Source organism: Pseudomonas sp. R3-52-08 (assembly GCF_003851745.1).
Taxonomy (GTDB): Bacteria; Pseudomonadota; Gammaproteobacteria; order Pseudomonadales; family Pseudomonadaceae; genus Aquipseudomonas.
The window spans coordinates 537,607-552,394 of record NZ_CP027730.1 but is presented as its reverse complement, the minus strand read 5'-3'; the positions used below and the strand labels follow the sequence as shown (position 1 = coordinate 552,394).

Here is a 14,788-nt window from a genome sequence, read left to right as displayed (position 1 = left end):
TCAGATGTGTAACAGTCAAATGTGGGAGGGGGCTTGCCCCCGATAGGGCCGAAGGCCCGCTTCAACCGGCGGCGCTGACCTCTTTTGGCAAACGCTGATCAATCACCTGATACAACGCACTGCCCTGCGACCAATTACGCATGAACCGCGCACGATCCTTGGCATACGCTGCAGCGAAGCTGGCAGCAGAACTGTGTTGGCACATGGCATCCAAGTCGATCATCGCCCAGCGGTCTTCACTCCAGAACAGGTTGTGGCCTTTGAAGTCTCCATGGCTGATGCGCTCGCGGATCAACTCGGCGAACAACCGGTCCAGCGCCAGCAGCTCATCTTCAGGCGCATCGCCGTTTTCAACATAGGGTGCAAAACGCTCGATGATGTCGGGTCCAGGCAGGTATTCAGTGACCAGATACGCACGGCTGCGCAACCAGAAAAAGCGCTTCTCCAACACCGCCAGCGGCTTGGGCGTGGCGATGCCTAGGAATGCCAAGCGATTGCCTTCGCGCCAGGAATGCCAGGCACGGCTGGGGCGCCAGAAGCGTTTGAGCCAGTGGGCGAAACCCTTGATGTTGTAACGTTTGATCACCAGGGGTCGGCCGGCCACTTCGACCTTGGCCACGCTCGCCGCGCCACCGGTCTTGTACAGATGGCCCTGGTCGAGCAGCGCATCGGCCTGCTCCAGCACGGGCAGCATGGCGGCCTCTTCTTCACGCCGAATCGCGCGCAGGCCGAAGGCCCCGCGCACCACGCTGAACAGCGTGCAGTCGCGACCGACCTTGTTCAGATAGTCCTTCAAGCGCCAGGCGCTGACTTTGCGCACCTGCTTTTCGAGCGCTTCCAGGGGCAAGGCATGTTCGCCGTTTGCCAGCAGGTAGTACACCAGCAATTCTTCGGTAAACGGCTCGAGGTTTTTCGGCAACTGGGCAAAGAACACCCCGAGGTTTTCCAGCACCCGATTGCGCGACAGCGGCTTGCCCGCCTCTTCGACACGGATTCCGGCACCATCGATCAAATACAGTTTGCCGTCCTGGCGCAGCAGGTTGTCCAAGTGCAGGTCTTCCTGCCACAGCCCTTGGGCATGCATCTGCGCAATCGCGCCGAGCGCTTCGGCGAGCACAGCGGTTTGTTCATCGGCCAAGGGCGGCAAGCCTTCGACAGCGAGCCAGGCGTCGGCCAGGCTTTGGGCGCCTTCGAGAAACTCGAACAGCAGCCAGCCCCCCTCGCCTTCCTGCAAACCGTCGGCGAGCAACAGCGGTGTGGTCAAGCCTTGCTCGGCCAACAGCCGCACACCGCTGAGTTCACGTTGAAAATGCCGCGCCGCCTTGCTGCCCACCAACAACTTGGCCAGCACCGGGCGACCGCGCCACACGGCAGCGCCGACGTAGCGCTGCCCTGGCAATACCCGCAACAGGCTGAGCAGTTGCAGTTGCCCCGGACCTGCCGCATCCGCCAGATCGAGGGTCAGCGGCAGGCGGGGTGTACGACCGGCACTTTTCAGCTCGGACAAACGCATCAGCGGTTCTCCTTGTGGCTGCGGCGCGCCGTCAGGCGCTGGTGCCAGGTAGACACCAATGCACTCTCTTCGGGCTGCTCAAGGTAAGCCGCCAACAGCTGTCGCACCTGGGCGTCGGTCCACTGCGGTGCACGGCGCAGCAGCGGTTCCAGGTCCTTGACCCGGTCACGCCAGCCGAACAACAGCGGGCGGGTCTTTTCCAGATCGATCAGTTGCGCGGCATAGCTGTCGCCACGGCCCTGCAGGAAAATATGCTTGGGATAAAAGCAGCCGTGCACCTGGCCCACGCTGTGCAAATGCCGCGCAAGCTTGCCGCAGGCCAGCAGGATCGCGTGCTGCTGGGCGTCGCTCAGTTGCGTCCATTGCTCCAGCAACGAGTCCAGGTCGTTCCAGCCGTCCAGGGCACGGGTGAGCAGCATCGCACGGCGCTCGCCTGCAACCTTGCGCTCGCCAAAAAAGGCTGCCTGCAAGGCCGGGATACCCAGCTTTCGGTACAGGCTGATATTGCGAAACTCGCGGGCAAAACTCGGTTCGCCAAACGGCCGGTGCAAGGTGCGCGTCAGGTAGTTGCTCTGGCGCTTGAGGTAGTAACCCTGACCTTCAAGCTCCAGGCGATACACGCTGCTCCAGCCGTCGCCGCTGGTGTTCGGCTCGTCCACCGCATCCAGTTGCCGGGCCCACAGCGCGTCGAAGCTAGCCAGGCCGTTGCGCTCAAGCAAAGCGCGGTCTTCGGCCGCCAGGAAGTCACTCATTCACGTCCCTCGAAAAACTTCACCACATGGCGAATTCGTTGTTTGTCCGACGTCTTCAGGTGCGTGCGTTGGCGGTATTGCATGTAGAAACGCAGGCGCTGGGTGGCCGACAGATGATACTTGGCGACCTTGTCCAGGCAGGCCAGGTCTTTGGTAATGCGGTACTTGAGCCAGAAACCGCGCCAGAAATCGCCGTTGGGGCAGTCGATCAGGTACAGGGTGCGCTGGTCGTCGACCAGCAGGTTGCGCCACTTCAAGTCGTTATGAGTAAAGCGGTGATCGTGCATGGTGCGCGTGTATTCAGCGAGCTGGCGGCTGATCGCATCGACCCACGTGGGGTCTTTGAGGCGCGGATCGTTGCGCTCTGCCAACGCCGACAGGTCTTCGGTCTTGGGCAGCTCACGGGTGATCATCGCGCCACGGTCGTAGGCCAATCCGCTACGTTGCAGGCCCCAGGCGATGACCTCGGCGGTGGGAATGCCCCACTTGGCAAAGCGCTTGAGGTTCTGCCACTCGGACTTGACCCGCGGCTTGCCCAAGTAGCGGCGCAGGCCTTTGCCAGCCCCGACATAGCGTTTGACGTAATAATTGACCCCGCCGCGCTCCACCCGAATCACTTCCGACAGTGGGTCGCGGGTCAGGCGCTCACCTTGCAGGGCAAACACCGCTTCCAGGCTTCCGAAGTCGTCCGCGAGGGCGGCGTAGGCCGGTTCCAGATTCCAACCCGCCATCAGAGCGCATCCCCGTAGCGCTGCTTGCGCGCATAGAGCTTGGCGGCCATGCGTTCCAGTTCGCGCAACAGCGCGGTTTGCTCGGCGAGGATCCGACGCAACGGCTGCTGAAAGTAATGCTTGAGAAAGCGCAGCTTGTCGCGCTGGGTCAGGCCGATTTCCAGGGCAGAGTAATACAGCCCGGCCAGGTCTTTGTTGCGCCAGCGCACGGGGATCGTCGCACGCACCTGGGCGCGGTGCAGGTCGATCACCGACAGCTTGAGGGTATCGACCGCAATGGGCCGGTCGGTGTGCAGCAGGAAGTGGCAGAGGTAGCAATCGCGATGATTGACGCCGCCCCGGTGCATCGCCCCGACGGTGTTCGCCAACTCGACGGTCAAGGCGTGCTTGATCGCCGGCACCGGCGGATGCTTGACCCAATCGAGGGTCAGGTCTTCCAGGCTGATGATCGGCGCCAGCTCTTGAGTGATGATGAACGAATGCTGGTCGGCCGGGTTGCTGCCTTTTTCGCCAAAGGCCACCGCCGTCATGGTCGGCACGCCCAGTTCCTGCAAGCGCTGGATCGCCAGCCACTCCTGGCCTGCGCCCAGCACCGGCAATTTGGCGGTGACCAGGTTCTTGAGGATTTCGCCCCAGCCGATGCCACGGTGGATCTTCACGAAATAGGGTTGGCCCTGCACCACCGTACGCAACGTACGGCGAGCGGCCAGCTCGCGGAACACCTGGCCTTGCAGCTTCTCGACCTCGGCGAACGCATCGCGTCCGGCCCAGAGGGTGTTGAAGGGTTCGGCTAGAATCAACTTCATCGGTTTGGCTCCGCCAGAATCAGGTCCGCAGCGTACTGCGGCATGCTAAACAGGTCGGCCGTCTCGGCGAAGGCCAGACCATTGCGACTCCAGGTCGCACGCGCGTGTGGATCTTCGAGCATATCCACCAGGTACTGGTTGAGCTGGGCCTGTTCGAACGGCTCGTCCAACACCCGGCCGCTCTGGGCCTTGTCGATGTAGAACGCGTAGCCGCAGACCCGGCTCACCAGTACCGGGAGGCCGGCGACCACCGCTTCGACCAGCACCATGCCGGCCGCCTCGTTGTAGGCAGGGTGAATCAACAGGTCCGCCCCGAGCAGGAAGCGTGGGATATCGTTGCGGCCCTTGAAGAACTGCACCTGGTCGCCCAGGCCCAGCGTGGCGCTCTGCAATTGGAAGACTTTGGGGTCGTCCTGGCCGATTACAAACAGGCGGGTGCGTTTTTTCAGTTTGGACGGCAATGCGGCGACGGCCTTGAGGCTGCGGTCGACGCCCTTGGTCTTGAAACCCGAACCGATCTGCACCAGCAGCAAATCATCCTCGGCCAGGCCGAACTCACGGCGAAACTCAGCGCGGATGTCGGCGGCGTTCGGCGGCGCGCGCCGGTCACGGGCGATGCCCGGCGGCAGCAGGTGGAACCGCTCGGGCTGGGTGCCGTAATACTGGCTGAACAGTTGCTGTTGATGCTCGGACAGCACCATGATCTGGGTCTTGGCGTTCTTGTCGAACACCGCACGCTCGTATTCGGCAAAGTGCTTGTAGCGCCCGAACCAGCGGTACATCGGGTTGCGTAGCGTCTGGGCCTTGTCTTCGAACACGCCGTCGGCGGCGAAGTACAGGTCGAGCCCCGGCATCTTATTGAAGCCCACCACTCGGTCCACCGGGCGCCTGGCCAGGTCGGCCTGGATCCAGGCGTAGAGCTTTTCGTTGCGGCGATGGTTGACCAGCGCCTTGACCGGCGCCACCAGCACTTCGAAGCCGGGCGGGATATCGCCCTCCCAGATCAGCGTATAGACACGAATCTGATGGCCGCGCTGCTGGCATTCCAGGGCGATGCGCATGAAGTCACGCTGCAGCCCACCGAAGGGAAAGTATTTGTACAGTACGAAAGCCAGTTGCATCAGTGCTGCTCCTCAGCCAGTAACAACGCGCTCAGTCGGCTTGCTACGCGCTCAGGATTCAGGCGCGTGAAGCACAGGGGCGACTCGCGCGTGATGTCGAACCGCCGCAGGTCATCGGCGGTGGGTTGGTAGGTGCAGTGCTTTTGCAGGCACGGCGCACACGGCCAGTCGCTGGCCAAGTGGACCTGGCCTTTGCCGTAGGCGCCGGTGAGGCCCGGGTTGGTCGGCCCGAACAGCGAAATGGTCGGCACATCCAGCGCCGCCGCCAAGTGGCCGAGACCGGTGTCCACCGCCACACAGGCGCGCGCACCAGCCAATACACGGGCCACGCCCGCCAGGTTCAGTTTTGGCAGCACTTCGGCGTTGGGCAAGCCCTGGGCCAGGCGCTCGGCGCGGGCTTTTTCGGCGGCGTTGCCCCACGGCAACTTCACGTCCACGCCCAGGCGGGCCATGCGTTCGGCCAGTTCGCGCCAGTAGGCTTCGGGCCAGTGCTTGGTGTCCCAGGTGGTGCCGTGCAGCAGCAGCACGAAGGGTTTCTTCGGCGGCAGGCCAAGCAGTTTCTCGACGCTCAAGCCGTAGTCGCCCAGGCCCTTGGGCAGGTCATAGCCCAGCGCCACGGCAAACAGTTGGCGCAACCGCTCCACCGCATGTTGCCCACGGGCCACGGCCAGGCGTCGGGAATAGAAGCGCGCCGCCAGGGGCTCGCGGGCTGAGGTTTTATCGAAGCCGGCGACCGGCGCCCGCACGTAGCGGGTCAGCCAGGCACTTTTCAGCAGGCCCTGGGCATCGATCACCAGGTCATACTTGGTCGACTGCACGGCCTGTTTGAAACGCCGCCATTCGCCGCTCTTGATGGTTTGCCAGAGGTTCTTGCGCCAGCGACGAATCGCCACCGGGATCACCTTGTCCACCGCCGGGTGCCAGGTCGGAATTTCGGCAAAGCCTTCTTCCACCACCCAATCGAAACGGATGCCGGGGATCGCCCGCGCCGCGTCGGTGAGTGCCGGCAAGGCGTGGATCACGTCGCCCAGGGATGAGGTCTTGATTACCAGTACCCGCAACTCAGTGAACCTCGACCACGTCGCCCTGCAACCGCTGCAAGGCATCGGTTACCGGCTGCGGCAGCAATTGGCGCAGGCAGTTGTAGTGGCCGAAACGGCAGGTGCGCTCAAAACAGGGGCTGCAATCCAGGCCCAGGCGCACCACTTCGACCTGGTCGGCCAAGGGTGGCGTGAACCCTGGGGACGTCGAGCCGTACACCGCCACCAACGGGCGATTCAGCGCAGCGGCGACGTGCATCAGGCCGGAGTCGTTGGACACCACCGCGTCGGCGCATGACAGCAAGTCGATGGCTTCGGCCAGGGACGTCTCGCCACTGAGGTTCACCGCCTCTTCGCGCAGGCCCGGAATCAGGCGCTGGCGAATATCCTCACCCACCGAATGATCGTTTTTCGAGCCAAACAGCCACACCTGCCAGCCTTCGCGGATCTTGGTCTCGGCGACCTTGGCGTAGTGTTCCGACGGCCAGCGCTTGGACTCGCCGAACTCGGCGCCCGGGCACAAGGCCAATACCGGGCGGTCCAGCGCCAGGCCGAACTTGGCCAGCGCCGCATCACGGGTCAGCGGGTCGATCTGCAAGCTGGGGCGCGGATACGGCGTGGGCAGCTCGGCGCCGGGTTCGTAGGCCAGGGCCATGAAACGCTCGATCATCAACGGGTAGCGCGCCTTGTCCAGGGAGCGAACATCGTTAAGCAACACATAGCGAAACTCGCCGCGCCAGCCGGTACGCTTGGGAATGCCGGCAAAAAACGGCACCAGCGCCGACTTCAGCGAGTTGGGCAACAGGATCGCCTGGTCGTACTGGCCGGCCATGGCTTTGCCGATGCGCCGACGGGTCGCCAATTCCAGCGCGCCATGGCCGAGCGGAAAGCTCAAGGCCTTGCGCACCTGGGGCATGCGCTCGAGGATCGGCCGGCTCCACTCAGGGGCGAGCACGTCGATCTGGCAGTCCGGATAGCGCAGCCGCAGGCACTGGAACAGTGTCTGTGCCATCACCATGTCACCGACCCAACTGGGCCCAACGATCAGAATATTCATGTAGTTTCCACAAACGATGCGGGGAGGCTTATGCCTCCCCGCCCTAATAGTGTTTCAGCTCAAACCGAGCGCCTGCCAGATTCGCATCACCTGGCGCCGCTCGTCTGCAAATTGGTCCCCGGCCACCGTGCCCGCCTCGTTCTGCAAGGCTTGGCGGTGCGCGGCGGAGCGGTACGCCTTATACACCTCCCGCAACAAATGGGCATCGGCGGCGGGCATCAGCCCGACCTGCTCCAGGCCTTCCAGAATGCGGATATTGTCGGTGTAGCGCAGCAACGATGGATGTTGCGCAGACCACGCCAAAGCGGCGTATTGCACCATAAATTCAATATCGACGATACCTCCGGCGTCCTGCTTGAGGTCGAACAGCGCCGTGGCTTCGAAGGCATTGGCGCCCATACCGGCCGCTGTGCTCCTGGTCCCCAGGTTGTCACGCATCTTGGCGCGCATCTCGCTGACCTCCTGGCGCAGCTTCGCCAAGTCCCGTTCACGCCCCAATACCTTGGCGCGGACCTGCTCGAACGCCTGGCCCACATCCTGGCTGCCGACTAATACCCGCGCGCGAATCAGCGCCTGATGCTCCCAGGTCCAGGCTTCATTTTGTTGATAGCGGTCGAACGCGCCCAGTGAACTCACCAGCAACCCGGACGCACCTGAAGGCCGCAGGCGCATGTCCACCTCATACAGTTGGCCGGAGTTGGTCTGGGTGGTCAGCAAGTGAATGATGCGCTGGCCCAGGCGCGTGAAGAACTGCGCACCGTCGATCGGCTTGGCACCGTCAGTCTCGGCCTGCGGGTCGCCGTCGTGGATAAACACCAGGTCCAGGTCCGAACCATGCCCCAATTCGATACCGCCGACTTTCCCATAACCGACAATGATGAACCCAGGATCGCACAGGCTGCCGTCCAGCCGTTGCGGCGAGCCGTGGCGGGCAACGGTCTGGCGCCAGGCCAGGGCCAGCACCTGCTCGAGAATGGCTTCGGCCAGCCAGGTGAGGTAGTCGCTGACTTTCATCAATGGCAGGCTGCCGGCGATTTCCGACGCGGCCACCCGCAGACGGTGCGCCAGCTTGAAATGGCGCAGGGCTTCCATCTGCTGCTCGAGGTCGTCTTCGGGGATACGCGTGAGGCGCTCGCGCAACTCGGCGGCCAGCTCCGGCGCCAACGGCGGCTTGAACAGGCGCCCTTCGTTGAGCAGTTCATCGAGCAACAGCGGGAAACGCGTGATCTGCTCGGCGATCCACGGGCTCGCAGCGCACAGGGTCAGCAGACGGCGCAGGGCGTCGGGGTTTTCAGTGAGCAGCACCAGGTAAGCCGAACGACGGGCGACCGCCTCGACCAGCGGCAATACGCGCTCCAATACCAGGTCCGGGTTGGCGTGCTCGACAGCCTGGGCCAGCAAGCGCGGAATAAACGCATCCAGCCGCTCGCGGCCGAGGCGCTGCATGGCGCGCAACTGCGGACTGCCGCGCAAGCCAGCCAGGGCCTTGAGGGCCTTGGGCGCATCGGTGAAGCCGCCTTCGCTCAACTGGCGGCAAGCGGCGGCGTCATCTTGGGATTCTTCCCACAGCGGCAACCATTCCCCGCCGACGACCAGTTCGCTTTCTTCGCCCTCTTCTTCATCAGGGTCGGCAATCACCTGGCGGAAGTGCCAGTCCACCCGTCCACGCCAATACATCAGGCGTTCGTGGAACGCGGCCCAGTCGGTAAAACCGAGCATGAAGGCGATACGCGCCTGGTCTTCCGGGCTGTCCGGGAGCATTTGGGTCTGGCGGTCGGCGATCGCCTGGATCGCGTGTTCGGTGTAGCGCAAAAACTCGTAGCCATTGCGCAACTCACTGATCACGGCGGCCGGCAAGTAACCCTGGCCCTCCAGGGTGCCCAGCACATTCAATAGCGGACGTTGCTGCAGGCTGAGATCGCGGCCACCGTGGATCAGCTGGAACGCCTGGGCGATAAATTCCACCTCACGAATACCGCCCGAACCCAGCTTGATATTCTCGGCCATGCCCTTGCGCCTTACTTCCTGCTGGATCAGTTGCTTCATGGTGCGCAGCGCTTCGATGGCCGAAAAGTCCAGGTAACGGCGATAGACGAACGGGCGCAGCATGTCGAGCAACTGCGCGCCGGCCAATTGGTCACCGGCGACGACGCGGGCCTTGATCATGGCGTAACGCTCCCAGTCACGGCCTTGGTCCTGATAGTACTGCTCCAGCGCGTTGAAGCTCAGTACCAGCGCGCCGGCCGAACCGTAGGGACGCAGGCGCATGTCGACGCGGAACACGAAACCGTCGACCGTCATCGGGTCGAGGGCCTTGATCAATTTTTGACCCAGGCGAATGAAAAACTCCTGGTTATCCAGGGAGCGCTTGACCCCCACCGTCTCGCCGCCTTCGGGGTAGGCGAAGATCAGGTCGATATCCGACGACAGGTTCAGCTCCACCGCCCCGAGTTTGCCCATGCCAAGGATGACCATGTGCTGCGCCTCGCCGCTGCGCCGCCCGGTTGGCGTGCCGAACTGCACGCAATGGCGCTGGTACAGCCATTGGTAGGCCTGGTCGATACAGGCGTCGGCCATGTCGGAGAGGTCGCGGCAGGTTTGCACCAGATCCGCCTGGCGGGTCAGGTCGCGCCAGATGATGCGCACCTGCTGGCGCTTCCGCTGGCGGCGCAGCACGCGGCCCATTTCGTCTTCTGTTTCGGCCTGTTGCACGGCACCGGCAATCTGCCCGCACAGCTCACCCGGCGCAAACCCTCGGTCGAGCTCGCCCCAGGCCACCAACTCAAGCAACATCAAAGGGTCACGCACGCTCTGTTCAATGACAAAATCACTGGCGGCGCACACTCGCGCGAAGTCGGCCCACCGTTGCGGCGTCCAGCCAGAAAGGCCATGATCGTCATCCAGCGCGGCCACCGCGTCACGAAATGACTGCTCGGCCCGGCTGGCGTAAGGCAAGAGAATGGCCGGCAGTTCGGCCAGCGTTGGAAGGCTCATGGTCTATCCTTGATCGGCGTGTAATTGGCGTGTAGTTGTGAACGCAGGAGCCATGCTCGATGAAGGACTGTCGAACAAAAGTTAGAAATAGCTGAAATTAAATTAATCTTGGCAGGCAACATCAAACTTTCACCTTTTCTTGTTCGCAATAGACCAACAATAACGATTATGCTCACCAGCCAGACCGAGCCATACGCTCAGTCTTGTGTAGTTTTACTACTCGTATATACATTCGAAAGGCTGAAATGGCCGACGATTTGTAGTAAAACTACAGGACGCCGAAGCAACCTTCGGCCATCCAAGAATTTATGTCGTCTGCCCACAAGGCCAGTCGCAAACTTCAGGCAACCGATTCTGGTAGCCTTTCCGCCCTGGAGCAAGCCATGCAAGACCTCGATCCCGTCGAAACCCAGGAATGGCTGGACGCCCTGGAATCGGTTCTCGACAAAGAAGGCGAAGACCGTGCTCACTACCTGATGACCCGTATGGGGGAACTCGCGACCCGCAGCGGCTCGCAATTGCCTTACGCCATCACCACGCCATACCGCAACACCATCCCCGTTACCCACGAAGCACGCATGCCTGGCGACCTGTTCATGGAACGCCGCATTCGCTCGCTGGTACGTTGGAACGCCATGGCGATGGTAATGCGCACGAACTTGAAGGATTCGGACCTGGGCGGTCACATCTCCAGCTTCGCCTCCAGCGCAACCCTGTATGACATCGGCTTCAACTACTTCTTCCAGGCCCCGACCGACGAACACGGCGGCGACCTGATCTACTTCCAGGGCCACACCTCGCCAGGCGTCTACGCCCGTGCGTTCATGGAAGGTCGCATCAGCGAAGAGCAAATGAACAACTTCCGCCAGGAAGTCGACGGTCAGGGCCTGTCGTCCTATCCGCACCCTTGGCTGATGCCTGATTTCTGGCAGTTCCCGACGGTATCCATGGGCCTGGGCCCGATCCAGGCGATCTACCAGGCACGCTTCATGAAGTACCTGGAAGCCCGTGGCTTCATTCCCGAAGGCAAGCAGAAAGTCTGGTGCTTCCTGGGCGACGGCGAGTGCGACGAGCCGGAATCCCTGGGCGCCATCTCCCTGGCCGGCCGCGAGAAGCTGGACAACCTGATCTTCGTCATCAACTGCAACCTGCAGCGCCTCGACGGCCCGGTTCGCGGCAACGGCAAGATCATCCAGGAACTCGAAGGCGTGTTCCGCGGTGCGCATTGGAACGTGACCAAAGTCATCTGGGGCCGTTTCTGGGACCCGCTGCTGGCCAAGGACGTCGACGGTATCCTGCAACGTCGCATGGACGAAGTCATCGACGGCGAGTACCAGAACTACAAAGCAAAAGACGGCGCGTTCGTGCGTGAACACTTCTTCAACACGCCTGAACTCAAGGCGATGGTTGCTGATCTGTCCGACGACGAGATCTGGAAGCTCAACCGTGGCGGCCACGACCCGTACAAGGTCTACGCGGCGTACCACGAAGCGGTCAACCACAAAGAGCAACCGACCGTCATCCTGGCCAAGACCATCAAGGGTTATGGCACCGGTGCCGGCGAAGCGAAGAACACCGCGCACAACACCAAGAAAGTCGACGTTGACAGCCTGAAGCTGTTCCGCGACCGCTTCGACATCCCGGTCAAGGACGAAGAGCTGGAGAACCTGCCGTTCTTCAAGCCTGAGCCGAACAGCGCCGAAGCCCGCTACCTCAGCGAGCGTCGCACTGCACTGGGCGGTTTCGTGCCGCAACGCCGCGCCAAGAGCATGAGCATCCCGACGCCGCCACTCGATACCCTCAAGGCTATCCTGGACGGCTCGGGCGACCGCGAAATCTCCACCACCATGGCCTTCGTGCGGATTCTCGCGCAGCTGGTCAAGGACAAGGAAATCGGCTCGCGTATCGTGCCGATCATCCCGGACGAAGCCCGTACCTTCGGTATGGAAGGCATGTTCCGTCAGTTGGGCATCTACTCCTCCGTCGGCCAGCTCTACGAGCCAGTCGATAAAGACCAGGTGATGTTCTACAAGGAAGACAAGAAGGGCCAGATCCTCGAAGAAGGCATCAACGAAGCGGGCGCCATGAGCTCCTTCATCGCTGCCGGTACTTCGTACTCCAGCCACAACCAGCCGATGCTGCCGTTCTACATCTTCTACTCGATGTTCGGCTTCCAGCGCATTGGCGACCTGGCTTGGGCCGCAGGCGACAGCCGTACCCGTGGCTTCCTGATCGGCGGTACCGCCGGGCGTACCACGCTCAACGGCGAAGGCCTGCAACACGAAGACGGTCACAGCCACATCCTGGCTGCCACCATCCCGAACTGCCGCACCTTTGATCCAACCTACGGCTATGAGCTGGCGGTGATCATCCAGGACGGCATGAAGAAGATGACCGAAGAGCAGCAGGACGTTTTCTACTACATCACCGTGATGAACGAGTCCTACCAGCAGCCAGCCATGCCGGCCGGTGTCGAGGAAGGCATCATCAAGGGCATGTACCTGCTCGAAGAAGACACCAAGGAAGCGGCGCACCACGTACAGCTGATGGGCTCCGGCACCATCCTGCGCGAAGTGCGTGAAGCGGCGAAGATCCTGCGTGACGAGTTCAACGTCGGCGCCGACGTGTGGAGCGTTACCAGCTTCAACGAACTGCGTCGCGACGGCTTGGCCGTGGAGCGCAGCAATCGTCTGCACCCGGGTCAGAAGCCTGCACTGAGCTATGTCGAAGAGTGCCTGGCCGGCCGTAAGGGTCCAGTCATCGCCTCTACCGACTACATGAAACTGTTTGCTGAACAAATTCGCCAGTGGGTCCCGTCCAAGGAATTCAAAGTCCTGGGCACCGACGGTTTCGGCCGCAGTGACAGCCGCAAGAAGCTGCGTCACTTCTTCGAAGTCGACCGTCACTTCGTGGTGTTGGCAGCCCTGGAAGCCTTGGCTGACCGTGGTGAGATCGAACCCAAGGTGGTGGCTGACGCCATCGTCAAGTTCGGGATCAACCCGGAAAAACGCAACCCACTGGACTGCTGAGGAGATTTTTTGTGAGCGAACTCATTCGCGTACCTGACATCGGCAGCGGTGAAGGTGAAGTAATCGAGCTGTTTGTGAAGGTTGGCGACACCGTCGAAGCCGACCAGAGCATCCTGACCCTGGAGTCGGACAAGGCGAGCATGGAAATCCCTGCTCCCAAGGCCGGCGTGGTCAAAAGCCTGAAAGTGAAGCTGGGCGACCGCCTGAAAGAAGGCGACGAACTGCTGGAGCTGGAAATCGAAGGTGCCGCTGATGCGGCCCCGGCGGCGGCTCCTGCTGCCGCTGCACCTGCGCCGGCTGCTGAAAAGCCTGCTGCTGCCGAGGCTGCTCCAGCCCCGGCCGCTGCACCTGCCGCCGCCACCGTCCAGGACATCCATGTCCCGGACATTGGCTCGTCGGGCAAGGCCAAGATCATCGAGCTGCTGGTCAAGGTCGGCGACACCGTCGAAGCCGACCAGTCGCTGATCACCCTGGAGTCCGACAAGGCCTCCATGGAGATCCCATCGCCGGCTGCCGGCGTGGTGGAAAGCATTGCGGTCAAGCTGGAAGACGAAGTCGGCACTGGCGATTTCATTCTCAAGCTGAAAGTACAGGGCGCTGCGCCTGCTGCTCCGGCACCGGCTGCCGCTCCGGCTGCGGCCAAGGCTGAAGCTGCTCCGGCCGCTGCCGCGCCTGCGCCTGCTGCCAAAGCCGAAGCTGCACCGGCTCCTGCTGCCGCCGCACCCGCGCCAAGCGGTGCCAAGGTTCATGCCGGCCCTGCCGTGCGTCAGCTGGCCCGTGAGTTTGGTGTCGAGCTGGGCGCCGTCTCGGCCAGCGGCCCTCACGGCCGTGTACTGAAGGAAGACGTGCAGGCCTACGTCAAGGCCATGATGCAGAAAGCCAAGGAAGCACCAGCTGCCGGCGGCGCTACCGGTGGCTCGGGCATTCCGCCGATCCGCACCGTGGATTTCAGCCGTTTCGGCGAAATCGAAGAAGTGCCGATGACCCGCCTGATGCAAATCGGCGCGGCAGGTCTGCACGCGAGCTGGCTGAACATCCCGCACGTGACTCAGTTCGACCAGGCCGATATCACCGACCTGGAAGCTTTCCGCGTTGCGCAGAAAGCCGTGGCCGAGAAGGCCGGCGTGAAACTGACCGTGTTGCCTCTGCTGCTCAAGGCCTGTGCGCATCTGCTCAAGGAACTGCCGGACTTCAACAGCTCGCTGGCGCCAAGCGGCAAGGCGATCATTCGCAAGAAGTACGTGCACATCGGCTTTGCGGTAGACACGCCTGACGGCCTGCTGGTACCGGTCATCAAGAACGTCGACCAGAAGAGCCTGCTGCAACTGGCTGCCGAGGCTGCTGCGTTGGCCGCCAAGGCCCGCGACAAGAAGCTCACCCCGGACGACATGCAGGGCGCGTGCTTCACCATCTCCAGCCTCGGGCATATTGGCGGTACTGGCTTCACGCCAATCGTCAACGCGCCGGAAGTGGCGATCCTGGGTGTGTCCAAGGCAACTATCCAGCCAGTCTGGGACGGTAAAGCGTTCCAGCCCAAGCTGATGCTGCCACTGTCGCTGTCCTACGATCACCGCGTGATCAACGGCGCGGCGGCGGCACGCTTCACCCAGCGCCTGAGCCAGCTGCTGAACGACATCCGCACCATCCTGCTGTAAGCCGCAGCGGCCTCCCCTGAGTGGGAGGCCTTTGCCGCACCGATTTCCGAGCGCCACGCTCGTACCTCAACCCCGCCACTTGGCGGGGCT

At 62.5% G+C, this 14,788-nt stretch carries 10 protein-coding genes; 2 read left to right on the top strand and 8 right to left on the bottom strand.

Translation table 11 applies throughout. From position 1 onward, the window contains the following. Positions 1–61: 61 nt before the first annotated feature. From C4J91_RS02345 to glnE, 8 genes are read right to left on the bottom strand one after another with little or no spacing between them, the layout of a single operon-like run. Positions 62–1,513, bottom strand: a complete 1,452-nt coding sequence (locus C4J91_RS02345; protein ID WP_124360975.1) for a lipopolysaccharide kinase InaA family protein — start codon at positions 1,511–1,513, stop codon at positions 62–64. Then, on the bottom strand, positions 1,513–2,265 hold the full coding sequence (locus tag C4J91_RS02340; protein WP_124360974.1) for a lipopolysaccharide kinase InaA family protein: 753 nt from the start codon (positions 2,263–2,265) through the stop codon (positions 1,513–1,515). The genes C4J91_RS02345 and C4J91_RS02340 overlap by 1 nt, the downstream gene beginning before the upstream one ends. Continuing rightward, positions 2,262–2,996, bottom strand: coding sequence for a lipopolysaccharide kinase InaA family protein (locus C4J91_RS02335; protein WP_124360973.1), 735 nt, complete (start codon positions 2,994–2,996; stop codon positions 2,262–2,264). The genes C4J91_RS02340 and C4J91_RS02335 overlap by 4 nt, the downstream gene beginning before the upstream one ends. Then, positions 2,996–3,802, bottom strand: coding sequence for a lipopolysaccharide core heptose(I) kinase RfaP (gene rfaP, locus C4J91_RS02330; protein ID WP_124360972.1), 807 nt, complete (start codon positions 3,800–3,802; stop codon positions 2,996–2,998). The genes C4J91_RS02335 and rfaP overlap by 1 nt, the downstream gene beginning before the upstream one ends. Then, positions 3,799–4,923, bottom strand: coding sequence for a glycosyltransferase family 4 protein (locus C4J91_RS02325; RefSeq protein ID WP_124360971.1), 1,125 nt, complete (start codon positions 4,921–4,923; stop codon positions 3,799–3,801). Before C4J91_RS02325 ends, rfaP begins: the two co-directional genes overlap by 4 nt. Further along, positions 4,923–5,984 (bottom strand): lipopolysaccharide heptosyltransferase I, encoded by a 1,062-nt coding sequence (gene waaC, locus C4J91_RS02320; RefSeq protein WP_124360970.1) that lies wholly within the window; start codon positions 5,982–5,984, stop codon positions 4,923–4,925. Before waaC ends, C4J91_RS02325 begins: the two co-directional genes overlap by 1 nt. A 1-nt stretch (position 5,985) precedes the next feature. Next, entirely contained in the window at positions 5,986–7,020 is a 1,035-nt protein-coding gene (gene waaF, locus C4J91_RS02315) for a lipopolysaccharide heptosyltransferase II (protein ID WP_124360969.1), read from the bottom strand. Between the two features lie 54 nt (positions 7,021–7,074). Beyond that, a complete protein-coding gene (gene glnE, locus C4J91_RS02310; protein ID WP_124360968.1) occupies positions 7,075–10,014 on the bottom strand; it encodes a bifunctional [glutamate--ammonia ligase]-adenylyl-L-tyrosine phosphorylase/[glutamate--ammonia-ligase] adenylyltransferase in 2,940 nt (979 codons plus the stop codon). A 383-nt stretch (positions 10,015–10,397) separates the two neighbouring features. Here glnE and aceE point away from each other — a divergent pair, with 383 nt between their 5' ends. Together aceE and aceF are read left to right on the top strand one after the other, a co-directional pair. Next, positions 10,398–13,043, top strand: coding sequence for a pyruvate dehydrogenase (acetyl-transferring), homodimeric type (gene aceE / locus C4J91_RS02305; protein WP_124360967.1), 2,646 nt, complete (start codon positions 10,398–10,400; stop codon positions 13,041–13,043). 11 nt (positions 13,044–13,054) lie between these two features. Beyond that, positions 13,055–14,698: a dihydrolipoyllysine-residue acetyltransferase gene (gene aceF / locus C4J91_RS02300; protein WP_124360966.1), complete on the top strand. Its 1,644-nt coding sequence runs from the start codon at positions 13,055–13,057 to the stop codon at positions 14,696–14,698. Positions 14,699–14,788: the final 90 nt, after the last annotated feature.